This window comes from Rhizobium lusitanum (assembly GCF_014189535.1).
In the GTDB taxonomy this organism is placed as follows: Bacteria; Pseudomonadota; Alphaproteobacteria; order Rhizobiales; family Rhizobiaceae; genus Rhizobium; species Rhizobium lusitanum_C.
In genome coordinates this window covers 2,807,214-2,832,305 of record NZ_CP050308.1, presented here as the reverse complement: position 1 = coordinate 2,832,305, position 25,092 = coordinate 2,807,214, and the positions used below count along the sequence as shown (strand labels likewise).

Sequence of the window (25,092 nt, the reverse complement as noted above, 5' to 3'; positions counted from 1 at the left end):
TTCTGCCTCAATGATGGGTACGCGACGCAAATGGTTGGGACCGAAGTGTTGGAAAGTATGCTCTGAAACAGCAATTTTGCCATTTCGAGCATCCCGCCAACAGATAGTCATGGTCGTAAACCGGACCCTCCTTCCTCGACGCTCGGTTGACAAACAAGCCCGAAATTCTAAGGTGCGGCCAATCAAAACGGACAGCGTCGGGGGGACTTATGTCTAAGCGCTCGTTTATCGGATTTTCCGCTCTTCTTCTTACCACTTTCGCCACTTTGATGCCGGCAAACGCTGCCGACACCAAGCGACAGGTGGTCACCACGCAGGATGGCGACTACTACGGGTTCGACCTGCGCACCGAGCAGAACGTGACGCTCGACCAATGCTCGACGTCCTGCATCGGCGACAAGTCCTGCAAGGCCTTCACCTATAATCCCAAGGTGAAATGGTGCTTCCTGAAGTCCGATTTCAACCAGCTCAACACTGTCGCCGGTGCCATCGCCGGCAAGATAGTCCAGACCGCCGCCGCCAATGAACCGGATATCGGCGCAGCACCCGCCCTCTCCTTCCTCTCCGACGATTTCGTCCAAAGCGCACGCGATGCGAAAAGCCAGCTGACGCTCGCCGCTGACCTGAAGGGACAAGGCGTCGAGAGCTTGATCGCGCTTGGCCGCATCGAAATCACCTCCGGCAACGTCAACAACGCGTTGAACGCTTTCCAGGGTGCTTTGTCGCTCTCGCCCGACAATGGCGATCTTTGGGTCGAGATGGCGCGTGCCGCCAATACGACGACCAACGACACGTCGCTCGCCACCCAGGCTGGCTACGCAGCACTCAACGGCTATCAGCTTTCCCGTACGACGCGGAGCCGTGCGGACGCGCTCGCCGTGCTGGCCGAGTCGCTGAAGAACGCGCAGAACTACCGCCAGGCGCTCAGCGCCTACAAGGCGAGCCTCAACCTCACCAGCTCGGCAGCGGTCCAGGCCGCCTATGACGACCTGAAGGCCCGCCAGGGTTTCCGCGTCAGCGGCAATACGCTGGACAACGACAATGCCTCACCCCGCGCCTGCGTGCAGTTCTCCGAAAAGCTGGTGAAGAGCGGCGTCGACTACACCCCCTTCGTCACGGTCAACGGTGCCGCGCCCAAGGGCGTCGACGCCAAGGACAACCAGATCTGCGTCGAAGGCCTCGAATTCGGCCAGCGCTACAGGATTTCGCTGCGCCCCGGCCTGCCCTCTTCCGTCGATGAGGATCTTGCCACGCAGGTCAATGTCGACGTTTACGTCAAGGACCGCTCGGCTTCGATCCGCTTCACTGGCGACAATTTCGTGCTGCCGTCGACCGCACGTCGCGGCATCCCGATCGTTTCGGTCAACACCGGCACCGCCAATCTGAAGCTCTACCGCATCGGCGACCGCAACATCGCGCAGTTGCTGAACAATTCGCAATTCCTGACGCAGATGAGCGGCTACAGCGCCCAGACCATCCAGGACACCAATGGCGAGCTGGTCTGGCAGGGTTCGATCGAGATCCAGCAGAACCTGAACAAGGATGTCGTCACCAGCTTCCCGGTCGACGAAGCGCTGCCGAAGCGCAAGCCCGGCGTCTACGTGCTCACCGCCGTCGCGCCGAACGGCAGCGGCCAGGAGTGGGATTCGCAGGCGACGCAATGGTTCGTGGTCTCCGATATCGGCGTCACCACCTATGCCGGCACCGACGGGTTGAACGTCTTCACCCGTTCGCTCGGCAGCGCCAAGCCGAGCGCCGGCGTTGAGCTGCAACTGCTTGCCAAGAACAACGAAATTCTCGGCACAGCCAAGACCGACGCAAACGGCCGCGCCATCTTCAGTGCCGGCCTGATGCGCGGCACGGCGGGCATGACGCCAGCCGTCATCACGGCGCAGAATGGCGATCAGGATTACGTCTTTCTCGACATGACCCGCGCCGGCTTCGATCTTTCCGACCGAGGCGTCGCGGGCCGCACGGCACCGGGTGCGATCGACCTCACTGCCTGGACCGAACGTGGCATCTACCGCGCCGGCGAGACCGTGCATGCCTCGGCGCTGGCGCGTGATGTCAGCTCCGTGGCGGTCGAGAACCTGCCGCTCACCTTCGTCTTCCTGCGCCCCGACGGCGTCGAGGATCGCCGCGTCGTCACCGACGGCGGCAAGCTCGGCGGCTATAATGTCGACCTGCCGCTGCAACAGACGGCGATGCGCGGCAGCTGGACGATGAACATCTATACCGATCCGAAGGGTTCTTCGATCGGCTCGCAGACCTTCCTGGTCGATGATTTCGTGCCGGATCGCACCGAATTCGACATGAAGAGCGACGCCAAGGCGATCGAGGTCGGCAAGCCGACGCCGGTCAATATCGAAGGGCGCTATCTCTACGGTGCGCCGGCCGCCGGCCTCAGCCTCGAAGGCGAAGTGACGCTGAAACCGACACGCCAAAGCGACGACTACAAGGGCTATCAATTCGGCCTTGCCGACGAGGGCGCCGGACAGAATGCCAGCGACGACAGCGATAGCAGCAGCAGCGACAACAAGGCCGAGAGCTCGCAAGTGCCGCTCGAGGATCTGCAGGCGCTGGACGAGGACGGCAAATCGACCTTCGACGTCACCATCAACGACACGCCCTCGACCACGCAATTGCTCAACGCCGATATCACCGTGCGCATGCAGGAAGCAGGCGGCCGCGCCGTTGAGCGCTCACTGACGTTGCCGGTCAGGGCGGATGGGCCGCGCATCGGCATCAAGCCGGAATTCGACGGCGATCTCGGCGAGAATTCCATCGGCGCTTTCCATGTCATCGCAATCGACCAGAACGGCCAAAAGCAGGCGATGCAGGGCCTGACCTGGAAGCTGCTCAGCGTCGAGCGCGACTATCAATGGTATCGCGACGGCAATAGCTGGAAATACGAGCCGATCACCTCGACCAAGCAGGTCGCCACCGGCACAGTCAACGCCACCACCGACGGCGCGGAAATATCCGCGCCGGTCACCTGGGGCCGCTACCGGCTGGAAGTGGACACGGCCGATACGAACGGCCCGGAATCCAGCGTCGAATTCAATGCCGGCTGGTATGTCGCCTCGACCTCGACCGAAACGCCCGATGCGCTGGAAGTCGCGCTCGACAAGAGCAGCTACCATATCGGCGACACGGCAAAGCTCAAGGTGACCTCGCGTTATGCCGGCCAGTTGATGGTGACGGCCGGTTCCGAAACGCTGATCTCGGTTGCCAATGCCGATATCGGCGCCACCGGCGGCGAAGTCGATATTCCCGTCACCGCCGATTGGGGCGCCGGCACCTATGTGACCGCAACCCTCTTTCGCCCCGGCGAAGCACAGGAAAGCCGCATGCCGATGCGCGCTATTGGCATCAAATGGGCGGCGGTCGATCCCGGCGAGCGCAAGCTGCAGGTCAAGCTCGATGCGCCACCAAAGACCCTGCCGCGCCAACCGCTGAGCATTGCCGTGCAGGTGACGGGGGCCGGCGCCAATGAGGATGCCTATGTGACGCTTGCCGCCGTCGATGTCGGTATTCTCAACCTGACGCGCTACCAGCCGCCGGCACCGGACGACTGGTATTATGGCCAGCGCCAGCTCGGGCTTGAAATCCGCGACATCTACGGCCGCCTGATCGACGGCTCGCTCGGCGCAACCGGCAAGCTGCGCACAGGCGGCGACGGCGGACAGGCAGCCTTGCAGGCAAGCCCGCCGACACAAAAGCTGGTCGCCTTCTTCTCCGGCCCGGTCAAGCTGGATGCCGACGGCAAGGCCAATGTCAGCTTCGATATTCCGCAGTTCAATGGCACGGCGCGTCTCATGGCGGTTGCCTGGTCGAAGGCCGGGGTCGGGCATGCGACGCAGGATGTCATCATCCGCGATCCGGTTGTCGTCACCGCCAGCCTGCCGAGATTCCTCGCACCGGGGGACAAGGCCAATCTTCGGCTTGATATCGCCAATACCGATGCGCCCGCCGGCGACTATAGACTGGCAGTCACCGGCAACGCAGCGGTCACCGTCGATGCCAGCGCCACCCAGCAGACAATCAATCTGCAGCCGGGCGGCAAGTATGACATCACCCTGCCGTTGAGCGGCGGGCAGCCGGGCGCCGGTACGGTTTCGATCAACCTCTCCGGCGCTTCCGGACTGTCGCTCGATCAATCGCTCGATCTCCCCGTTCGGCCGGCGCAATTGCCGGTGACCGAACGGCGCCTCGTCTCGCTGGCGCCCGGAAAAAGCCTGACCGTCAATGCCGATCTGCTCGCCGACAGCGTGCTGCCCGGCGCTTCGGTCAGCGTCAATGTCAGCCGCTCCGGCGCCTTCGACGTGCCGGCCCTGCTGATGAGCCTCAGCCGCTATCCCTATGGCTGCGCCGAGCAGACGGCCAGCGGCGCGATGCCGCTGCTTTATTTCAGTGATCTGGCCATCAAAAACGGCCTTGCCGACGACACTGAAATTCACCAGCGCGTTCAGGACGCGATCTATCGCGAAATGTCCTACCAGTCCTCCACCGGCAGCTTCGGCCTCTGGGGTCCGGGCTCTGGCGACCTCTGGCTCGACGCTTATGTCACCGACTTCCTGACCCGCGCTCGCGAGCAGAAATACATAGTGCCAGATCAGGCCATGGCGCAGGCGCTGGAGAACCTGCAGAACGCGCTGAGCGCCAACACCAACGTCAAGGATAACGGCAACGAGATCGCCTATACGCTCTATGTTCTGGCGCGTAACAAGAAGGCTTCGATCAGCGATCTTCGCTACTATGCCGACACGATGCTGAACGACTTCCCGACGCCACTGTCCAAGGCGCATCTGGCGGCCGCACTTGCGCTCTACGGCGATGCCCAGCGTTCGCGCAATATCTTCGTGGACGCGCTGCAGATGTCGCAGCAAGGGCTCGTAACCAAGGTCAGCTTCGCCCGCTCGGATTACGGCTCGTCGCTGCGTGACGGCGCGGCCGTGCTGGCGCTGGCCAGCGAAAGCCGCCCCGTGCCGCCGATCGTTCCGGAGCTGGCGACGATCGTTGCCAAGGAATGGCAGACCAAGCCCTATACCAGCACCCAGGAACAGACCTGGATGCTGCTTGCCGCCCGCGCGCTGCAGAACGGCGATGACGGCTTGACGCTCGATGTCAACGGCGCGACCCACACCGGCACCTACATGGCGCAGATGAGCGGCGACGCCCTCATCGGCCATCCTCTGACGGTCACCAACACTACTCGCCAGCCATTGGCAGCCGCCGTGACCACGGTCGCGGCCCCGATTTCGCCGCTGCCCGCGGGCGGCAAGGGTTTCACCATCGAGCGTAAATATTACACGCTCGACGGCGAGGAGGCGAATATCACCCAGGCGCAACAGAACGAACGTTATGTCGTCGTACTGCACGTCACAGAAGCCAACGACTGGCCGTCGCGTATCCTCGTCACCGATCTTTTGCCCGCCGGCTTCGAGATCGACAATCCGAGCATCGTCAACAGCGCGCAGCTATCGAATTTCGACTGGCTGAGCGATGTTCAGCCGGCCCATGTCGAATTCCGCAACGACCGTTTCGTCGCCGCCTTCGACCAGTCGTCGGGCAGCGACCGCGACCTGAGCTTCGCCTATGTCGTGCGCGCCGTTACCCCCGGCACCTACGATCATCCGGCCGCAAGCGTCGAGGACATGTACCGTCCGCAATTCTCGGCCCGCACGGCGATGGGCCGCATGGAGGTGCAGGCGGCACAGCAGTAAGAAGAGGTCATGAAGACGCGGTGGAAAATTGCGATCGGTCTTGGCACGGCGACCCTCTCGGTGGCGGCGCTGGCGCTTGGTCTTGTTGCCGCCGACCGCGCCTTTCCACCACCACTGGACAGAGCCGGTGTCGTCTCGTCCGAGGTGCTGGATGCCAATGGTGAGTTGTTGCGCGCCTTCGCCACGCCCGAGGGGCGCTGGAGGCTGAAGACCGATGTCGGTGACGTCGATCCGCAATTCCTGCGCATGCTGGTCGCCTATGAGGACCGGCGCTTCTACGACCATCACGGCGTCGATCCGATGGCGTTCGGCCGCGCCTTCCTCCAGCTCGTCACCCACGGCCGCATCGTCTCTGGCGGCTCGACGCTGTCGATGCAGGTGGCGCGCCTGATCGAACCGCGCGGCGAGCGATCGGTGACGGCCAAGCTGCTGCAGATCGCCCGTGCCATACAGATCGAGCGGCGGCTCAGCAAGGAGCAGATCCTCGACCTCTATCTGACGCATGCCCCCTATGGCGGCAATCTGGAGGGCGTGCGTGCCGCGAGCCTTGCTTATTTTGGGAGGGAACCGCGACAGCTGACGATCGCGCAGGCAGCGCTGCTGGTCGCCCTGCCGCAACTGCCGGAAAAGCGCCGCCCCGACCGCAATCTGGCCAGCGCCGAGGCCGCCCGCAAGCGCGTGCTTGCCCGCGCGGCGGTTGCAGACGTCGTCGGCGAAGGCGAAGCGGAAAGGGCAGCCCTCGTTCCCGTTCCGGCCAAGCGGCGGCAACTACCCGCCTATGCGGCGCATCTGGCCGAGATGGCTCTGCGCAAACAGCCTGATATCATCCAGCATCACACGACGCTGCGCCGGGATATCCAGAAGGGCCTGGAAGCCGTCGCCGACGAGGCGGCGAGACGGCTTGGGCCGAAGGTCTCGGTCGCCATGGTGATGGCCGACGTCCAGACGGGCGAGATCGTCGGCGAGGTCGGCTCGGCCAATTACTTCGATTCCAGTCGGTCGGGCTGGATCGACATGACCCGCGTGCTGCGCTCTCCCGGCTCGACGCTAAAACCCTTCATCTATGGCCTTGCCTTCGAAGAGGGATATGTCGCCCAGGACACCATCATCGAGGACCGTCCAGCCGATTTCTACGGCTACCGCCCGCGCAATTTCGACATGACCTACCAGGGCGACGTCAGCGTGCGCGAGGCGCTGCAACTGTCGCTCAACGTCCCTGCCATCCGTCTGCTCAATGCCGTCGGGCCGACGCAGCTGCTGGTGCGCTTCCGCCGCGCCGAGGTGAAGCCGGTGCTGCCGCCGAACGAGGCGCCGGGCCTTGCCATCGGCCTTGGCGGCGTCGGCATCACGCTCAAGGATCTGGTGCAGCTCTATGCGGGGCTCGCCAATCGCGGCAAGCCGATGCGGATCGGCGACGGCATTCAGGACCAGCCGGGGCCGATCGAGAGCCAGCCGCTAATGGAGCCGGTGGCGGCGTGGAACGTCACAGACATTCTCTCCGACATCATTGCGCCGGCCGGCAGCAGGAAGCTCGGCATCGCCTACAAGACCGGCACCAGCTACGGCAATCGCGATGCCTGGTCGGTCGGCTATGACGGCGCGCATGTGCTCGGCGTCTGGGTCGGACGACCGGACAATGGCGCGGTGCCGGGGCTGGCGGGCTATGTCTCGGCCGCTCCCATCCTGTTCGAAGGTTTCGTCAAATCGGGCGTCGCCATCGCCCCCTTCCCGGCCGCACCCATGGGCGCCGTGCGTATTTCCGCGACCCAGCTGCCGATCAGCCAGCGGCGCTTTTCCGTCACCGCGGCCGGCCTGCTCTCGACCTCGACCCGCGAACCGGCGCCACAGATCGTCTATCCGCCGGAGGGCGCGCGCGTCGATCTCGGCGCCAACGGCGGTCCGAGTTCGATCATGCCGCTGGCGCTGAAACTGCAGGGTGGGCGAGCGCCGTTCCGCTGGCTCGCCAACGGCAAACCGCTGCCTGATCTTTCCCGCCGCCGCACCAACCAATGGGTGCCCGACGGCGCCGGCTATTCGACGCTAACCGTCATCGACGCCGCCGGCCGCGCCGCCAGCGTGCGGGTGTTCGTGGAATAAAAGACGCGGGCTCAGCAAGATCGTGCTGCCGCTTTTTTGCCAGTCCGGCCCGTTCGTGTTACTTTATCAAATACTCAAACGAGGAATGACGAGATGTCGGAAGAGCAGGCAATCCGCGCGGTTGTTCACCTCTATGTCGATGGCATGGCATTCGCGAATGAGCCGGCGCTGCGCAAAGCGCTGCATCCACGCGCGGCGATCATCGGCAATTATCAAGGCGCGGTGGAGTGGATGACCCGCGACGAATTCATCGCGGCCATCGTCGAGGAAGGCAGCGCCCCGCCCGGCACCATACCGCTGATGGATATCGAACTGATCGACATTGAAGGGGATGCGGCGAACGTCAAGGTCGTCGACGAATTCGCCGGCATGCGCTTTTCCGACTATCTGTCACTGCTGAAGATCGACGGGCGCTGGAGTGTCGTCAACAAGGTCTATCATTTGCATCGGTAGCGCTGGCCTCAAGGCCGCTCTTCTATGCCGAGCCTCTGATACCCCCCTCTGTCACTTCGTGACATCTCCCCCACATGGGGGGAGATTGTTGGGAGTTTGCCGGTCGTCTTCGTTAAAACAGAGACTTCGGTTTCAACAGATACGGTGCCGGCTTGAGACGAGAGCGCGCCGCGAGTTACCAATCTCCCCCCTTGTGGGGGAGATGTCACGACAGTGACAGAGGGGGGTGCCGCACCCTCCGCAAACTCAACAATCACGGATAGGGCGTCTTACCCCCGCAAAACACCACCCGTCGTCTTGGTGACATTGGCGACGATCTTCTGCGTCAGCGCTTCGAAATCCTCGTCGGTGAGCGTACGCTCGGCCGGCTGGATCTGGACTTCGATGGCGATCGACTTCTTGCCGTCGCCGAGCGATGCGCCCTCGAAAATATCGAAGACATTGACGCCGGTGATCAGCTTGCGGTCAGCGCCGGTGGCGGCGCGGATGATGGCGCCGGCTTCCACCGATTTGTCGACCACGAAGGCGAAATCGCGCTTGACGGCCTGGAAGGGCGAAAGCTCCAGCGCGGGCTTGGTGCGCGTCGCCTTCTTCTTCGGCTCCGGCATGGCGTCGATGTAGACTTCGAAACCAGCAAGTGCGCCGGTGACGTCAAGCGCTTCCAGCGTCTTCGGATGGAATTCGCCGAAATAGCCGAGCACGACCTTCGGACCCATCTTGATCGTTCCGGAGCGGCCCGGATGATACCAGGCGGGACCGCCCTGCTCGATCTGGATATTGCCCATCGGCAGACCACAGGCTTCAAGCACCGCCAGCGCATCGGCCTTGGCGTCGAAGACATCGACCGGCTTGCCGCCGCCCTTGGCGGCGTTCGACCACATGCGGCCGGAACCGGCGAGCGTCGCCGTGCCGCGACGGATGCCGCCGGCAACGCGGCGCTGGCCTTCCGGCCGGTCATTTTCATAGGTGCCGGAGACTTCGAAGATCGCGACGTCGCCATAACCCTTGTCGGCATTGCGCTGCGCGGCCGAAAGCAGGCCCGGCAACAGCGACGGGCGCATATCGGACATGTCGGCGGCAATCGGGTTGGCAAGCTTCAGCGCCGTGGTGCCGCCGCCAAAAAGCTTGGCCTGATCTTCCGAGATGAACGACCAGGTGACGGCTTCCAGCATGCCGCGCGAGGCAAGCGCGCGCTTGGCGGTGCGGGTGCGGATCTGCAGTGTCGTCAGGATCTTGCCGTTGACGGCGCCGTGGCTGCTAAGCGGCTGCGGCTTGATGTTGTCGACGCCGTGGATACGCATGATCTCTTCGACCAGATCGGCCTTGCCATCGACATCCGGGCGCCAGGGCGGAACGGCGACGGAGACGCGCTCGCCAGAACCCGAAACCGAGAAGCCGAGCTTCGTCAGGATCGACTTGCCCTCTTCCGTCGAGACATCAAGACCCGTCAGGCGCTTGACCTCGGAGAAGGGGAAATCGACAATCTTGGCGTCATAGCCCTTGTATCCCTCGACCTTGGCCTTGGCGGCGGTGCCGCCGCAGCAGGCGAGCACCAGCTCGGTCGTGCGTTCCAGGCCAGGGACCATATATTCCGGATCGATACCGCGTTCGAAACGGTAGCGGGCATCGGTGATGATACCGAGGCCGCGGCCGCTCTTGGCGATGTTCATCGGATCCCACAGCGCGGATTCGATCAGCACGTCGACGGTGTTCTCGTCACAGCCGGAATGCTCGCCGCCCATGATGCCGCCGATCGACTCGATGCCGTTGTCGTCAGCGATGACGACATTGTTCGGGCCGAGCTTGTATTCGCGCTGATCGAGCGCCAGCACAGTCTCGCCATCCCTGGCGCGGCGAACGACGAGATTGCCCTTGACCTTGGCGGCGTCGAAGACGTGCATCGGCCGGCCCTGATCGAAGGTCATGTAGTTAGTAATGTCGACCAGTGCGCTGATCGGGCGAAGACCGATCGCCAGCAGACGCTGCTGCATCCATTTCGGGCTCGGGCCGTTCTTGACGCCGCGCACGAGGCGAAGCGCAAAGCCGGGGCAGAGCCTGGTATCATCGAGCTCGATCTTCACGTCCACAGGCGTCTCGCCTTCGACAGCGAAGGAAGGAACGGCGCGCGGCTTCAAGGTGCCGAGACCGGAGGCGGCGAGATCGCGAGCGATACCATAGACGCCGGTGCAGTCCGGACGGTTCGGCGTCAGGTTGATCTCGATCATCGGATCGTCGAGGCCTGCGTAAGTGGCAAAGCTGGTGCCGACAGGCGCATCTTCGGCCAAGTCGATGATGCCGTCATGGCTGTCGGAGATTTCCAGCTCCTTTTCGGAGCACATCATTCCGTGGCTTTCGACACCACGGATGTTGCCGACCGCCAGCGTCACGTCGATGCCGGGAACATAGGTGCCGGGCGCCGCGAAAGCGCCGACGAGGCCCGCACGCGCATTCGGTGCGCCGCAGACGACCTGGATGGGTTTGCCGGCGCCGATATCGACCGTCAGCACCTTCAGGCGATCGGCCTGCGGATGCTTTTCGGCGGACAGGATCTTGGCGATGACGAAGGGCTTGAAGGCGGCCTTGTCGTCGACGTCTTCGACCTCCAGCCCGATCATCGTCAGGCGGGCGCAAATCTCGTCGAGCGTGGCGTCTGTTTCCAGGTGCTCTTTCAGCCAGGAGAGTGTGAATTTCATGTCATCGATCCTTGCTTACGCGCTCAAGCCGCCGAACAGCGTCGGCATGTCGAGCGGGCGGAAGCCGTAGTGGTTCATCCAGCGGACGTCTGCGTTGAAGAAGTCGCGCAGGTCCGGCATGCCGTATTTCAGCATGGCGATGCGGTCGAGGCCCATGCCCCAGGCAAAGCCCTGATATTCGTCCGGATCGAGGCCGCCGTGACGCAGCACGTTCGGATGCACCATGCCGCAGCCGAGGATTTCCATCCAGTCGGTGCCCTCGCCGAACTTGACGCTCGGGCCGGAGCGGTCGCACTGGATATCGACCTCGAAGGAGGGCTCGGTGAAGGGGAAGAAGGACGGGCGGAATCGCATCGTCACATTGTCGACCTCGAAGAAGGTCTTGCAGAATTCTTCCAGCACCCAGCGGATATTGCCGACATTCGCCGTCTTGTCGATCACCAGGCCCTCGACCTGATGGAACATCGGCGAGTGCGTGGCGTCGCTGTCCTGGCGATAGGTCTTGCCGGGAATGATGATGCGGATCGGCGGCTTCTGCGCTTCCATGGTGCGGATCTGCACCGGCGAGGTGTGCGTGCGCAGCACCTTGCGCTCACCCTTCTCGTCCGGCTGGAAAAAGAAGGTGTCGTGCATCTCGCGGGCCGGATGTCCCTCGGGGAAATTCAGCGCCGTGAAGTTATAATAGTCGGTCTCGACATCAGGACCCTCGGCGATCGAGAAGCCCATGTCGCCGAAGATCGCCGTGATCTCATCGACGATCTGGCTGATCGGATGGATGCGACCGCGTTCAGCCGGGGAAGAACGCACCGGCAGGCTGACGTCCACCGTCTCCGCCTTCAGCTTCGCGTCGATGGCGGCATCCTTCAACGCGCCTTTGCGAGCGTTGATGGCGTCGGTGACGGTGGTCTTCAGCGCGTTGATCGCAGCGCCCCGTGTCTGCCGCTCTTCCGGCGACATCGAGCCCAGCGTCTTCAGCAGTTCCGAAACCGAGCCCTTCTTGCCGAGCGCGGCCACCCTGACGGCTTCGATCGACTGCTCGTCGGTCGCCGCGGCCACCTCGGCCATGAGTTGGGTTTCAAGTGTCACGAGTTCCGTCATCTGGTCCTGCCTTGCGGGCGGCGGGCTTGGAACGCCGCTCAGTCCGCGGAATAATGGATGAACGCCCGCATCAGACAGCTTGTGGCAACGATGAGGCGCTGCAGATCACTACCCATGTGCAAGCGGCCAATCAACCGGGCAAATGACAAAAACCCGCCAAGAAGGCCGTCCTTGGCACTTGCCGCCCGATACACGATCCGTTTTCCGGGATCTCGCCCGACAGGACCGCCTGACACGATGGAAAAGCGTATGCTGCAAAACACAAAACCCGCGCCGGTTTCGCCAGCGCGGGTTTCATAATGAATTTACGAAAGACGTGCGAAGCGGCGTTAGTTAACGGCTGCTTCAAACTCGTTCTTCGTACCGGCGTCCTTGAGATATTCCAGAGCCTTCTTCGAGGCGGCGACGAGCACACCGAAAGCATCCGGCTCATGGATCGCCATGTCGGACATAACCTTACGGTCGACTTCGATGCCAGCCTTGGTCAGGCCGTCGATGAAGCGGCCATAGGTCAGGCCGTGTTCGCGGACGGCAGCGTTGATACGCTGGATCCAGAGGGCGCGGAAGTTGCGCTTGTTAACCTTGCGGTCGCGATAAGCGTACTGCTTGGAACGATCGACAGCGGCCTTGGCGGTCCGGATGGTGTTCTTGCGGCGGCCGTAGAATCCACGAGCCTGCTTCAGAACCTTCTTATGCTTGGCGTGCGAGGTTACGCCTCTTTTTACGCGTGCCATTTCATGATCTCCTTAGTCTATAGCGTTACGAATAGTCTTAGAGACCGTTCGGCAAGTAATTCTTGATAACCTTACGACCATCCGGCTCTGCGAGAACCATGGTGCCGCGGGCATCGCGAATGAACTTGTTGCTACGCTTGATCATGCCGTGGCGCTTGCCAGCAGCGGCGGCCTTGACCTTGCCGGTCGCGGTGATCTTGAACCGCTTCTTGGCTGAGGACTTCGTCTTCATCTTGGGCATTTTGCTACTCCTTCGATGCTTCCTGGCGCGCTTTGCTAAAAGCCCTTCCCACAGATCCGGCTCGGCCGGGCTGCGACAAGGTTGCCGGAGCGTTTGTTGTTGAACGGTGGATACGGCGACGAACCATCCCACCAGCATTCTGAACTGCCACGGCATGCCCTGCCGGTCAGTTCGGACGCGCGCTTATAACCGTAGTTGCCTTAGAGTGCAACGGGCCGGACGCGTGAATCTTTGCAGATCGATGACATCAATCAACCTGGCGGCATAAAAGGAAAAAGCCGCCCCTTGGACGGCTCCGACCTCTTGAACCTGCTCGCGCTTACTTCGGCGCAAGCACCATCATCATCTGACGGCCTTCGAGCTTGGGCTCGGCTTCGACCTTGGCGATCTCAACCGTATCTTCCTTGACCTGCTGGAGAAGCTTCATGCCGAGTTCCTGGTGAGCCATTTCGCGGCCACGGAACTTCAAGGTCACCTTCACCTTGTCGCCTTCTTCAAAGAAACGTCCGATCGCCTTCATCTTCACCTCATAGTCATGGGTGTCGATGTTCGGGCGCATCTTGATTTCTTTGACTTCGACAATCTTCTGCTTCTTGCGTGCCTCGGCGGCCTTCTTCTGGTTGGCGTATTTCAGCTTGCCCAGATCGAGGATCTTGCACACAGGTGCTTCAGCATTGGGGGAAATCTCAACGAGATCGAGACCGGCCTCCTCCGCCATTTTCAATGCCTCGTCAGTCGGGACGACGCCCAAATTCTGGCCGTCAGCAGCAATAAGCTGAACTTTGGAAACGCGAATTTCCCTGTTGGAACGCGGCCCATCCTTCACGGGCGCATCGGTTTTAAAGGGTCTGCGAATGGTCGTATTCTCCACGAATTGTTACGGATAGCTGCAGCTTCTCGCTCCCGTCGGCGCAACTGACGGAAATGTCGTAAAAGCTGTGTTGAAGTCAATAGCATGGCGCCAGGAAAAAATCACCTCCCGCGCGTCATTACTACGTCGCACAGTCTCAAGATGCGCAAAGGACACAGTAATAAGCTCGAATAGCACAGGATGCTTGCAAAAATCGAGAGATTTTTTGGGGTCACATGCGCGCGAATCTGCTTTAAAGAGCGGAAAATTCCGGGAGTTTCTTGATGTCCGAAGCACTAGCCAGCCTTGAACCCACCTTCCTTTCCGTTGGCGCCGGCGACGATCAGCGGCAGATCGCCATACAGCAGCGCGCGAGCAAGAAGGGCGTGAAGGGTGCCACCTTCGTCTGGCTCTCCGGCTATCGTTCCGACATGGGTGGCACCAAGGCGCTGGAACTGGACGCGCTGGCAGAGCGGCTGGGGCTCGGCTGCATCCGCTTCGACTATTCGGGCCACGGCCAATCGGGCGGCAAGTTCACGGACGGCACGATCTCGCGCTGGCTGGAGGAGGCACTGGCCGTCATCGACCATGCCAAGCCGAAGCGCATCGTCCTCGTCGGCTCGTCGATGGGCGGCTGGATCGCGCTCCGGCTGATCCAAGAGCTGCGCAAGCAAAAGAAGACGCCCGTCATCCACGGCCTGGTGCTGATCGCCCCCGCCCCGGACTTCACTATCGACCTCATTGAGCCGAACCTTTCCGACACCGAGCGCAGATCGCTGGCCGAACGCGGCTATTTCGAGGAGCCCTCGGAGTATAGTTCCGAGCCAAACATCTTCACCCGCGCCCTCATTGAGGATGGCCGCGCTAATCGTGTTTTGACCGGCATCGTCGAGACCGGCTGCCCGGTCCATATCCTGCAGGGCATGCAGGACGAGGACGTGCCCTTTGCGCATTCGTTAAAACTGGTCGAGCACCTGCCAGCCGACGATGTGGTGTTAACACTTGTGCGCGACGGCGATCACCGCCTGTCCCGACCGCAGGATATCGAGCGCATGCTGGTCGCGGCAGAGACGCTGGCGCTGCATAACCTTCCATAAAAACAGATAGATAGATCGGATAAAAACCGGCGAGCAAGCTGCTCGCCGGGCCGCATTCGCGTGGCAACAGCTAATCAGAAGAGGTATTCAATTGTGGCGACTATCTCTTTGATTGTGCTGAAATTAACCATATGGCCTGGTTCTGGCGTTAACACTTAAGTAACGATTGACTTCACGCACCCCCTACATTAACAATTTGTTAACAAATGCAGGGACGATACAAGGATAGTGGGCGTGCGTATTAAGGGCCTATTCGTTGCCTTTGCGGCTATAGTTGCCATGTCGTCGTCGGCCATGCCGGCCCCGCAGAAGACCGCGTCGATGGCTATCGGCAACGTCACATCCCAGCCTATCGGACACTATGAATTCTGCGAGCGCCACACAGACGAGTGTGGCCCGACCCGCAACGCCGGCCCGGTCGACCTCAACGCCGACACCTGGGCACTGGTCAACCAGGTCAACCTGCGCGTCAACAAGACGATCACGCCGGCCACCGACATGGAAGTCTATGGCCAGGAAGAATATTGGGAATATCCGAAGACTGCAGGTGACTGCGAGGATTTCGCGCTCCTAAAGCGCAGAGTTCTGATGCAGAAGGGCATTTCCGCCGCCAACCTCCTGATGACTGTCGTTCGCAAGCCGGATGGCGAAGGCCATGCCGTGCTGACGCTACGCACCAAGCAGGGCGACTACATTCTCGACAATCTTGAGGATGAGGTGAAGGTCTGGAACAAGACTCCCTACTCCTACCTGAAGCGCCAGGCGAGCTTCAATGCCGGCCGCTGGGTCACCATCGAGAACGGCAGCGACATTCTGGTCGGCTCGGTCAAGTAAGCGTAGCCGCGATAAGCATCACAAATGGAAGGCCGGCACATCTGCCGGCCTTTTGCTTTTCCAACCGCTCTTGCCGACCGGCCTCAGGCATTTCCGATCAATATGCCGGCTGCCAGCACCAGAGAACCACCAACGACGACCTGGAAGGCGGCGCGCAGGAATGGCGTCTCCATATATTTGTTCTGGATGAAGGCGATCGCCCAGAGTTCAAAGAAGACGACGATGCCGGCAAGGACGGTTGCTATCCAGAAGTGCGGAATGAGATAGGGCAGCGCGTGGCCAAGGCCGCCGAGCGCCGTCATGATGCCGCAGGCAAGGCCGCGCTTGATTGGCGAGCCGCGACCGGAAATCTTGCCGTCGTCATGGGCAGCTTCGGTAAAGCCCATGGAAATGCCGGCGCCGACGGAGGCCGACAGGCCGACGAGGAAGGTCTGCCAGGTATTTTGCGTCGCGAAGGCCGCCGCGAAGATCGGCGCCAGCGTCGAGACGGAACCATCCATCAGGCCGGCAAGGCCCGGCTGCACATAAGTCAGCACGAATTGGCGGTGAGCGCTGGCGTCTTCCTCCTGCTTGACCGATTGCGGCGTGTGCTTGTCGCCCAACATGCGAGCGACTTCCTCGTGCCCCTGCTCGGCAAGCGCGAGATCGCCCAGAAGCTGGCGCGTCGAAGCATCCGAGATCTGCTTGGCCGCTTCGACATAGAAATTATAGGCCTGCTGCTCCATCGCCTCCGCCTCCTGGCGAATGGCGTCGAGCGACAGGTTCTTGCGCAGCCAATCCGGCTTGCGGTCGTAGAAGCCGCTGACATGTTCGCGCCGGATCAGCGGGATGCGCTCGCCGAAACGGCGGCGGTGCATGTCGATCAGCGTCTTGCGATGGGTGTCCTCGACCTCGGCCATATCCTCGAACACCTTGGCGGAGTCGGGATATTGCTCGCGAAGGATATCGGCATAGGCGAGAAAGATGCGCGCATCGTCTTCTTCGGCGGCGATGGCGACAGCGAGAATTTCCTGTTCGGACAAAGAGGCAAAGGAACGCTTCGGCGAGCGGAAGAAACCGAGCAACATCAAAATCTCCATCTTTAGAATTATTCTAAATCTAAAGTGGCTAAATGCGTGGGTCAAGCGCAAAGGCATGACCCCGAAGCAGGAGACGCCATTTTTGGACGAGATTACCAACGCGACTTCAACAGATTGCTGCAATGACAGCATGACATCTTGGTTGCGTGGGGAAATGGCGTACATAGGAGCCGACACAAGCCCATTGCCGCAGAAAAATTACGCGCGGCGGGGCCAGGAGCATAACATGGACAATGACCTGCAAGGCCGCGCCGCCCATCTGGCCGGCATCCGCGAAAAGGCCGAGGCCGAGATGACGCGCTTCGGCATCGACGCCGCCTTTATCGACCGGCTGGTCGAGACCTTCTACGGCCGCATCCAGGCGCATCCCCGGCTCGGCCCGGTCTTCGACGGCCGTCTTGCGGGGCGCTGGCCGGAGCATATGGACAAGATGAAACGCTTCTGGTCCTCGATCGCCTTCAAGAACGGCGCCTATGGCGGTAAGCCGGTGCAGGCCCATCTCGGCGTCCAGGGCATCGCGCCCGACCTGTTTCCGGAATGGCTGGTGCTGTTTTCCCAGACGCTGGACGACATAGCGCCGACGGACGAGGCCAAAGCCTGGTTCATGGCAACAGCCGAGCGCATCGCCAAGAGCTTGACCTTGTCGTTGTTCTACAATCCGGCGGTGGATGATCCGGCCCGGCGGGGTGAATGAGGCAAAGTCTCACTTCGAGTTTGCGGAGAGTGTTCACCCCCTCTGTCACTTCGTGACATCTCCCCCACAAGGGGGGAGATTGGTAACTCGCAGGAATTTCTCGCCTCAAGCTGGCATCGGATCTGCTGAAATCGAAGCTGATTGTTTTAAGCAGAACACGCGGCATCCTCCCAACGATCTCCGCCCTTGTGGGGGAGATGTCACGACAGTGACAGAGGGGGGTGCCAGAGGTGCGGCATATCGACAGCCGATTGCCAGGCAAAGCTACCAATCAACCCTTGGCAACAAACACCGTCGCGCCGATGCTGGCGGCCACGACCAGCGCCGTGCCGAACATCTGTGATGGCGTCAGCGGCTGGGTCAGGATGACGAAGCCGGCGAAGGCGCCGATTGCCGGTTCCAGGCTCATGAGAATGCCGAAGGAGGATGTCGGCATGCGCCGCAGCGCCACCATTTCCAAGGCGTAGGGCAGAAGCGGCACGAGCAGTGCGAGACCCGCCATTTCGATGAGGCCATAGCCGGTCAAATGCGGAACGGCTGAGGCAAAGCCGAAGGGTGTCGCGACAATCGCCGCGATGATGAGCGACATAGAGAGACCCTCGAAGCCGGTAAAAACGCTGCCGACCTTCTTCGTCAGCAGGATATAGCAGGCCCAGCCGGTGCCCGCACCGCAGGCAAACAATATGCCCGGGAGATTGCCGACCCACTCCTGGCCGTTATAGGCGAGCAGAAGCACGCCAATCCCGGCGATCAGCGGCCAAGCAAGCTGGCGGCTCAATCCGAACCCCAGGGTCGCGACCGACAGAGGGCCGAGAAAATCGATGGCGACGGCAAGACCAAGCGGAATACGCTCGATCGCCAAAAAGAAGGAGATCGTCATCATCGCCGTCATGGCACCGAGCACGAGCGCACCTATCCATTGCTCGCGGCTGTAGCGGGTCACCTTCGGCCGGACGATAACCGCAAGAATGATGGCGGCAAAAGCGAGCCGCAGCCATGTGGCGCCGGTAGCCCCGTAGGTGGCGATGGCAGAAGACGACAGCGCCGCACCAAACTGGATGCAGCACATGGATAGCAGACACATGAGAACGCCCGCGCCAACGCCGCCCGAGGACGCCGCTACATCGGGATGCGGCATCAACGGCGCGCCACCATCCGTGCCGCTCTCGATCATCTTCTGGTCCATGGTCGCTCCCATCCTGCGCGGCTTGTAGTCGGCAAGCGATGGAGGCGCAAATTCAAACTTTTCATCGGTTGGATCAGTCGCCCTGATAAGAGCACCTCAGGCTTCCAGGCCCTTCAGCACATTGGCGACGTTCAAGCCGATCTCCGGCACGCCATAGCCGCCCTCCATGCAGGTGAGAACCGGCAGGCCGGCTCCGGCGACAAGCTGGCCGATGCGGATGAAATCCTCCGACGTCAGCTTGAAGAAGGAGATCGGGTCGCGCTCGAAAGTATCGACGCCGAGGGACAGCACGATCGCCTCCGCGCCAAACCCCTTGATGCGGGCGAGCGCATCGGCAAGCGCTTCCGACCAGACGCTCCAGGGCGTGCCGCGCGGCATCGGATAATTGCGGTTCGTGCCGAGCCCTTCGCCTTCGCCCTCCTCCTCGGCATGGCCGAGGAAATAGGGGAAGGCGTGGATGGGGTCGCCATGCAGCGAGGCGGTGAAAACATCGCCGCGTTGATAGAAAATGTCCTGCGTGCCGTTGCCATGATGGAAATCGACATCGAGCACAGCCACCTTCTTCGCGCCGTGGTCGCGTAGGCGCTGCGCCGCGACGGCAGCATTATTGATGAAGCAATAGCCGCCGAAGAGATCGAAGCCGGCGTGATGGCCGGGCGGGCGGCAAAGCGCGAAGGCGAAGCGATGGCCGGCATGCAGCCAATCAGCACTCGTCAATGCGCAGCGCATCGAGGCAATCGCCGCTTCATAGGAGCCCTTGCTGATCGAGGTATCGGCGGCATTGGCATAATGGCCGATCATGCCGACAATGTTTTCCGGTACGCGCTGGCTGGTCCGGCGCACCGGAAAGGAATTGGCGATCGCCTCGCCCTTGTAGCCAGCCGCGACCCAGCGCTCCCAGACCGTGCCCAGAAAATCGAGATAGGCCGGATCATGCACCTTGCGCGCCGTCTCCAGCCCATGGGCATCGGGCGCGACGATATCGGTAAAGCCCGCTTCCTTTACCGCCGCCAGAATCCATTCGGCACGGAACGGCGCTTCGAAGGGCGTCACCAGCTGGCCGTCATGCAACTCGGTCTTGGCATCCCTCAGCTTGTGATCTTCCGAATAAATGACACGCATGATCGGCCCCCTCGCCTGCGAAGTTTATTGGTTGGCCCAGAGGCTTACACGGATCGCAGTCAGGAAAAAAGAGCGGCTTGTGCCCTTGAACGCGACAGGAAACGACGGCACCTTCCATCCGCCTTTCCAACAACTGGGAGATTCGCGCGGCATGAAAGTCCTGATGGTCGATGTCGATGGTGTACTGGTTCATGGCCGGCCCAGCGATGGACTGCACCTTTTCACCTATCTGGAACGCGATCTCGGCCTTAGTCGCGATCTGATCCAGAAGGAATTCTTCCAGACCCACTGGGGCGACATCGTCACGGGACGCGACGAGCTGGAACCCCGGCTCGCCAGTGTGCTGGCGAAGATCGCGCCAAATCTCAGCGCCGCGGCGCTGATCGATTACTGGTTCGAGAATGATTCCCGGCTGGACCGGACGCTGCTTGCCGATCTCGCCACCCTGCGGGCAAAAGGCATCCCGATGTATCTGGCGACCAATCAAGAGCATCGGCGTGCCGCCTATCTGATGGAGAAGCTCGGGCTCTCCTCCTATTTCGACGGAATTTTCTATTCCGCCATGTTCGGACACCAGAAGCCAGCGCCCGAATTCTTCCGGTTGGCAACCGAGCGCGTCGGCATCGAAGCCAGCGAGATCGGCTTCATTGACGATTATCCCGCCAACATCGAGGCGGCGCAGCAATTCGGCTGGAAGGCGATGCATTGGGCGCCTGGCTCCAGATTGGAGGATGCCTTTGCCGCGTTTTCCCGTTGAAACTTACGCAGCAATCCGCTTGTAGAAGAGCGTCGTGTCGCAAAACCCGCCCTGCGGCCACAGAGCATAATCGGGAATGACACCAGCGCGCTCCCAGCCAAGGCGGGGATAGATGGCTTCCGCTTCGCTGCCCGTCGCCGTGTCGAGCACCAGCAAGGTCTTGCCGCGCTTGGCCGCCTCGTGCTCAGCGGCCTCCATCAGGAAGCGAGCAAGGCCGTTTCCGCGGGCGGACCGGTGCACCAGCAACTTTTTCAGATCGCCACGATGCGGCTGGTTCGGCATCTGTGCCGCGCCAATCTGCACGGTGCCGATAACTTTGCCCTCAATGACAGCGGCGAAAAGCAAGGTCGAGCCGGCCTCAACGCTATCGGCTACGCCTTGCCAATAGGGCGCGGCGTCGTCAGGCCCATAGGGCTGCATGAAACCGACCGAAGCGCCGCCGTTGACGCAATCGGCGAGGACTTCACAGAGATCGGCGGAGACGGCGCGGGCTTCGGAGGCGGAGAGAAGACGAATATCGGGCATGAAGAGTTCCTTGAATTATGGCCGGCCGCGATCGAGCACGACGCAGTAACGCGCCGGTGTGCCGCCGGGATTATGAAAAACGTGGCCGTCGCCGACGGGTATGAAGAGGCAGTCGCCGGGCTTCAGATGATGCACGGTTTCACCCGATGTCATCTCCATCTCGCCCTCGAACAGCCAGATATGCTGGGTCATATTCTTGCTTCCCGCATTCGGCGGAAAGCTGACGCGCGCGCCGGCGGGAAAGGTGACTTCGACAAGATCGACCGGCGTCTCCATACCCAACGGCGAAACCGCGCGCCTGACATAGCCAGTTTCCGGATCCCGCCAGACCTGCTGATCCTTATGCCGGGAAAGCGGCGAGACCTCCCGATCCTCTTCCGCGAAAAAAGCCGAAAGCGACAGGCCGAGTGCTGCGCAGAGCCGGGCGAGCAGTGAGGCCGTCGGGCTCGCTTCGGCCCGCTCGATGCGCGAGATCATCGCCCGGCTGACCGCAGAGGCGTTTGCCAGCTCATCCAGCGTCATTCCGCGGGCAATGCGCAGCTGCTTGATACGAGCGCCAATCGCGATTTCCAGATCGTCATCCATTATTTGCATGTCACTTGCGCCGATATTCTACTATAAGAGAAATACATGATCTAATAATGGAATCAAGCCGAATAATGCGGCTGATCGTGACGGCAATCGCAAATGCCTACGGCCGCACCGATATCCCTAACAAAACCCTGCTTTTCCGCTTTGCGGCGCGGGGCGGCGCTGCTATATGGCGCGCATGAGCACCAATTCCACCACACCGCTTTCGCACATCCGCAACTTCTCCATCGTGGCCCATATCGACCACGGCAAATCGACGCTGGCCGATCGTCTGATCCAGACGACGGGCGGTCTTGCCGAACGCGAGATGTCGGAGCAGGTGCTTGACAGCATGGATATCGAGCGCGAGCGCGGCATCACCATCAAGGCACAGACGGTGCGCCTGCACTACAAGGCCAACAATGGCGAGACCTATATCCTCAACCTGATCGACACGCCCGGCCACGTCGACTTCGCCTATGAAGTCTCGCGCTCGCTGTCGGCCTGCGAGGGTTCGCTGCTAGTAGTCGACGCCTCTCAGGGCGTGGAAGCGCAGACGCTCGCCAACGTCTATCAGGCGATCGACAACAACCACGAGATCGTCACCGTTCTCAACAAGATCGACCTACCGGCGGCCGAACCGGACCGCATCAAGGCCCAGATCGAGGAAGTCATCGGCATCGACGCCTCCGAAGCCGTGCTGATTTCTGCCAAGACCGGCCTCGGCATCCCCGATGTTCTCGAGGCTATCGTCAACAAGCTGCCGGCGCCGAAGAGCCCCGGCGGCGAAAAGGCACCGCTGAAGGCACTGCTGGTCGACAGCTGGTACGACACCTATCTCGGCGTCATGGTTCTCGTTCGCGTCATCGACGGCGTTATGACCAAGGGCCAGACCATCCGCATGATGGGCACGGACGTGAAATACCAGATCGAGCGCGTCGGCGTGCTGACGCCGAAGATGCTCACCGTCGAGAGCCTTGGCCCCGGCGAAATCGGCTTCATCACCGCCTCGATCAAGGAAGTGGCCGACACCCGCGTCGGCGATACCATCACCGAGGACAAGCGCCCGACTGCCCAGGCCCTGCCGGGCTTCAAGCCGGCCCAGCCTGTCGTGTTCTGTGGCCTCTTCCCGGTCGATGCCGCCGAATTCGAGGATCTGCGCTCCGCCATGGGCAAGCTGCGCCTCAATGACGCCAGCTTCTCCTTCGAAATGGAATCCTCGGCAGCGCTCGGCTTCGGCTTTCGCTGCGGATTCCTCGGCCTCTTGCATCTGGAAATCATTCAGGAGCGACTGGAACGCGAATTCAATCTCGACCTGATCGCGACGGCCCCTTCGGTCGTCTATCAGCTGACCATGAATGACGGCAGCCAGATCGAGCTGCACAATCCGGCCGACATGCCCGACGTCGTCAAGATCGCCGAATTCCGCGAGCCGTGGATCAAGGCGACGATCCTGACGCCGGACGACTATCTCGGCTCGATCCTGAAGCTCTGCCAGGACCGTCGCGGCATCCAGACCGAGCTGACCTATGTCGGCAACCGCGCCATGATCACCTACGATCTGCCGCTCAACGAAGTTGTCTTCGATTTCTACGACCGCCTGAAGTCGATCTCCAAGGGCTACGCCTCCTTCGACTATAATCTCTCGGATTACCGCGAAAGCGATCTCGTGAAGATGTCGATCCTCGTCAATGCCGAGCCGGTCGATGCGCTCTCAATGCTGGTCCACCGCTCCGCAGCCGAGAAGCGCGGCCGCGTCATGTGCGAGAAGCTGAAGGACCTGATCCCGCAGCATATGTTCCAGATCCCGATCCAGGCCGCCATCGGCGGGCGCATCGTCGCCCGCGAGACGGTGAAGGCACTGCGCAAGGACGTGACCGCCAAGTGCTACGGCGGCGACGCATCCCGCAAGCGCAAGCTGCTCGACAAGCAGAAGGAAGGCAAGAAGCGCATGCGGCAGTTCGGCAAGGTCGAAATCCCGCAGGAAGCGTTTATTGCGGCGCTGAAGATGGGGGATGAGTGAGGGCCAGCCTCACCCCTTCGCCATATACTCCTTCATCAGCATCTCGAAATCCTCAGGGGCTGGCAGCGCCGCATAGCTGTGCTTGGCCGGCGTCGTTGCCCAGGGGAGCTTCTCGCTCGTCCAGGTCTCGATGAACGGCGTAAACCAGCTCGGATCGTCGAGCATGGTGGCGCGGACGTTGACGAACCAGTCCATCCCCTCGACCCGCGTGAACATCCAACTCATGCAATGCGGGCAGGCATAGTGGTGAATGGCATCGCCATGCAGCCCGCCGATGACCGGCTCTCCCACTGTCACCTCAAACCCTTCGCTCGGAATGGCGGCACTCAGCGAATAGGCACTCGCCGTCATGCGCTGGCAGCCGGTGCAGTGGCAAGCCATGGTGAGGAGCGGCTTGGCGCTGACCTTCAACCGCACCCGCCCGCAACGGCATCCACCTTCCCAGGGTAGATCTGGCTTGCTCATGAATGGTCTCCTCCTCCAGTGATAGATTCCCACCGCAACAGCACATGCATGCTCTACGCAAAAGCGGATCATTCGTACCGAGTAACCTCTACGAAGTGATGTCTTCCGGTGTCTGGACTCGCACGTCAATCGGGCGAAAATCTCTCAGATTCCATGTTAGGACTGTAAGATCATGCGCTTTTGCCGTTGCGGCAATTAGAATATCGGCCAAACCCGAATCATGGCCAGCCGCTAGCGCCTTGCCCTCAAGCTGCCCGGCTTGTTTTGCGACCATCATATCGATCGGCAGAATACGGTCGCCATATTCCCCAATGAGTTCCTCCAGCCATGCTTTGATCAAAGCAGCCCGCTGCTGGCTTCCACCTTTCACCGTAGCCAGCTTTTCGGCACCCTTTTCGATTTCCTGCACGGTGATAACGGAAAGAAAAAGCGTGTCCTCGCTGTAGCGGGCTCGCAGCCAATCAAGAAATGCAGGCGTTGCCGCTCTCTTCGTTGGAAGCAGCATGGACACCACGTTGGTGTCGAGCAGGTAGCCCTTCACAGATCGACATCCCGCGACTTCGACGGATTGCGCTCAAACTCGATATCCTCCGGAAACTCCATCAGGAAATCGATCAAATTCTTCCGCGGCTTTCTCAGGCTTCTTTTTGCCGCCTCTGCGGCTTCGATGCTCACGATGGCCGCCACTGGCTTGCCATGGCGCGTGATCGTTACGAATTCGCCCTTGATTGCCTCATCTACAAAATTGGAGAAGCCGGCCTTTGCATCCTTCAAGCTCACGATGGACATCAGCAATTGCCTAACAAAGTGGTCATTTGTGACTACTTTACTGATGTGCTTCCGAAGAA

The 25,092-nt window shown here is 61.3% G+C and carries 21 protein-coding genes; 8 read left to right on the top strand and 13 right to left on the bottom strand.

The window, feature by feature from the left end:
* The first annotated feature begins 209 nt into the window (after positions 1-209).
* The 3 genes from HB780_RS27315 to HB780_RS27305 all read left to right on the top strand — a co-directional run bounded on the left by HB780_RS27315 (position 210) and on the right by HB780_RS27305 (position 8,276).
* Entirely contained in the window at positions 210-5,726 is a 5,517-nt protein-coding gene (locus HB780_RS27315) for an alpha-2-macroglobulin family protein (RefSeq protein ID WP_183690816.1), read from the top strand.
* Positions 5,727-5,735: 9 nt separating this feature from the next.
* Entirely contained in the window at positions 5,736-7,823 is a 2,088-nt protein-coding gene (pbpC, locus tag HB780_RS27310) for a penicillin-binding protein 1C (protein ID WP_183690814.1), read from the top strand.
* 93 nt (positions 7,824-7,916) lie between these two features.
* Complete coding sequence (locus HB780_RS27305) at positions 7,917-8,276, top strand: nuclear transport factor 2 family protein (RefSeq protein ID WP_183690812.1); 360 nt, start codon at positions 7,917-7,919, stop codon at positions 8,274-8,276.
* A gap of 269 nt (positions 8,277-8,545) precedes the next feature.
* Here HB780_RS27305 and pheT read toward each other — a convergent pair whose 3' ends face one another.
* The 5 genes from pheT to infC all read right to left on the bottom strand — a co-directional run bounded on the left by pheT (position 8,546) and on the right by infC (position 13,898).
* Positions 8,546-10,969 carry a phenylalanine--tRNA ligase subunit beta gene (gene pheT, locus HB780_RS27300; RefSeq protein WP_183690810.1) on the bottom strand — a complete coding sequence of 808 codons (2,424 nt, stop codon included), beginning with the start codon at positions 10,967-10,969 and terminating at the stop codon, positions 8,546-8,548.
* 15 nt (positions 10,970-10,984) lie between these two features.
* The gene (gene pheS / locus HB780_RS27295; RefSeq protein WP_183690808.1) at positions 10,985-12,067 is read right to left on the bottom strand and encodes a phenylalanine--tRNA ligase subunit alpha; all 1,083 of its coding nucleotides are present in this window, start codon (positions 12,065-12,067) and stop codon (positions 10,985-10,987) included.
* A gap of 329 nt (positions 12,068-12,396) precedes the next feature.
* A complete protein-coding gene (gene rplT, locus HB780_RS27290) occupies positions 12,397-12,801 on the bottom strand; it encodes a 50S ribosomal protein L20 (RefSeq protein ID WP_183690806.1) in 405 nt (134 codons plus the stop codon).
* A gap of 37 nt (positions 12,802-12,838) precedes the next feature.
* A complete protein-coding gene (gene rpmI, locus HB780_RS27285; protein WP_003544621.1) occupies positions 12,839-13,042 on the bottom strand; it encodes a 50S ribosomal protein L35 in 204 nt (67 codons plus the stop codon).
* Between the two features lie 319 nt (positions 13,043-13,361).
* Positions 13,362-13,898 carry a translation initiation factor IF-3 gene (infC, locus tag HB780_RS27280; protein WP_183697529.1) on the bottom strand — a complete coding sequence of 179 codons (537 nt, stop codon included), beginning with the start codon at positions 13,896-13,898 and terminating at the stop codon, positions 13,362-13,364.
* Positions 13,899-14,176: 278 nt separating this feature from the next.
* Between infC and HB780_RS27275 the strand changes: the two genes are divergently transcribed.
* Both HB780_RS27275 and HB780_RS27270 read left to right on the top strand, forming a co-directional pair.
* Complete coding sequence (locus HB780_RS27275; protein WP_183690804.1) at positions 14,177-14,989, top strand: alpha/beta hydrolase; 813 nt, start codon at positions 14,177-14,179, stop codon at positions 14,987-14,989.
* Between the two features lie 234 nt (positions 14,990-15,223).
* Positions 15,224-15,823 (top strand): transglutaminase-like cysteine peptidase, encoded by a 600-nt coding sequence (locus tag HB780_RS27270; RefSeq protein WP_183690802.1) that lies wholly within the window; start codon positions 15,224-15,226, stop codon positions 15,821-15,823.
* 83 nt (positions 15,824-15,906) lie between these two features.
* On the opposite strand, the gene mbfA is transcribed toward HB780_RS27270, so the two are convergent.
* The gene (gene mbfA / locus HB780_RS27265) at positions 15,907-16,890 is read right to left on the bottom strand and encodes an iron exporter MbfA (RefSeq protein WP_183690800.1); all 984 of its coding nucleotides are present in this window, start codon (positions 16,888-16,890) and stop codon (positions 15,907-15,909) included.
* Positions 16,891-17,128: 238 nt separating this feature from the next.
* Between mbfA and HB780_RS27260 the strand changes: the two genes are divergently transcribed.
* On the top strand, positions 17,129-17,596 hold the full coding sequence (locus HB780_RS27260) for a group III truncated hemoglobin (protein WP_183690798.1): 468 nt from the start codon (positions 17,129-17,131) through the stop codon (positions 17,594-17,596).
* 271 nt (positions 17,597-17,867) lie between these two features.
* On the opposite strand, the gene HB780_RS27255 is transcribed toward HB780_RS27260, so the two are convergent.
* Both HB780_RS27255 and HB780_RS27250 read right to left on the bottom strand, forming a co-directional pair.
* Positions 17,868-18,782, bottom strand: a complete 915-nt coding sequence (locus HB780_RS27255) for an EamA family transporter (protein WP_183690796.1) — start codon at positions 18,780-18,782, stop codon at positions 17,868-17,870.
* Between the two features lie 96 nt (positions 18,783-18,878).
* A complete protein-coding gene (locus HB780_RS27250) occupies positions 18,879-19,904 on the bottom strand; it encodes a histone deacetylase family protein (protein ID WP_183690794.1) in 1,026 nt (341 codons plus the stop codon).
* 151 nt (positions 19,905-20,055) lie between these two features.
* Between HB780_RS27250 and HB780_RS27245 the strand changes: the two genes are divergently transcribed.
* The gene (locus HB780_RS27245; protein ID WP_183690792.1) at positions 20,056-20,661 is read left to right on the top strand and encodes an HAD family hydrolase; all 606 of its coding nucleotides are present in this window, start codon (positions 20,056-20,058) and stop codon (positions 20,659-20,661) included.
* Positions 20,662-20,664: 3 nt separating this feature from the next.
* Here the strand turns inward: HB780_RS27245 and HB780_RS27240 are convergent, their stop codons facing one another.
* Positions 20,665-21,186, bottom strand: coding sequence for a GNAT family N-acetyltransferase (locus tag HB780_RS27240; RefSeq protein WP_183690791.1), 522 nt, complete (start codon positions 21,184-21,186; stop codon positions 20,665-20,667).
* 15 nt (positions 21,187-21,201) lie between these two features.
* Positions 21,202-21,771, bottom strand: coding sequence for a helix-turn-helix domain-containing protein (locus tag HB780_RS27235; protein ID WP_183697526.1), 570 nt, complete (start codon positions 21,769-21,771; stop codon positions 21,202-21,204).
* A 175-nt stretch (positions 21,772-21,946) separates the two neighbouring features.
* Here HB780_RS27235 and lepA point away from each other — a divergent pair, with 175 nt between their 5' ends.
* A complete protein-coding gene (gene lepA / locus HB780_RS27230; protein ID WP_183690789.1) occupies positions 21,947-23,779 on the top strand; it encodes a translation elongation factor 4 in 1,833 nt (610 codons plus the stop codon).
* A gap of 9 nt (positions 23,780-23,788) precedes the next feature.
* Here lepA and HB780_RS27225 read toward each other — a convergent pair whose 3' ends face one another.
* The 3 genes from HB780_RS27225 to HB780_RS27215 all read right to left on the bottom strand — a co-directional run bounded on the left by HB780_RS27225 (position 23,789) and on the right by HB780_RS27215 (position 25,033).
* Positions 23,789-24,244 carry a GFA family protein gene (locus HB780_RS27225; RefSeq protein WP_183690787.1) on the bottom strand — a complete coding sequence of 152 codons (456 nt, stop codon included), beginning with the start codon at positions 24,242-24,244 and terminating at the stop codon, positions 23,789-23,791.
* Between the two features lie 88 nt (positions 24,245-24,332).
* The gene (locus HB780_RS27220; RefSeq protein WP_183690786.1) at positions 24,333-24,785 is read right to left on the bottom strand and encodes a type II toxin-antitoxin system VapC family toxin; all 453 of its coding nucleotides are present in this window, start codon (positions 24,783-24,785) and stop codon (positions 24,333-24,335) included.
* Entirely contained in the window at positions 24,782-25,033 is a 252-nt protein-coding gene (locus HB780_RS27215) for a type II toxin-antitoxin system Phd/YefM family antitoxin (RefSeq protein WP_183690784.1), read from the bottom strand. The genes HB780_RS27220 and HB780_RS27215 overlap by 4 nt, the downstream gene beginning before the upstream one ends.
* Positions 25,034-25,092 lie beyond the last annotated feature (59 nt).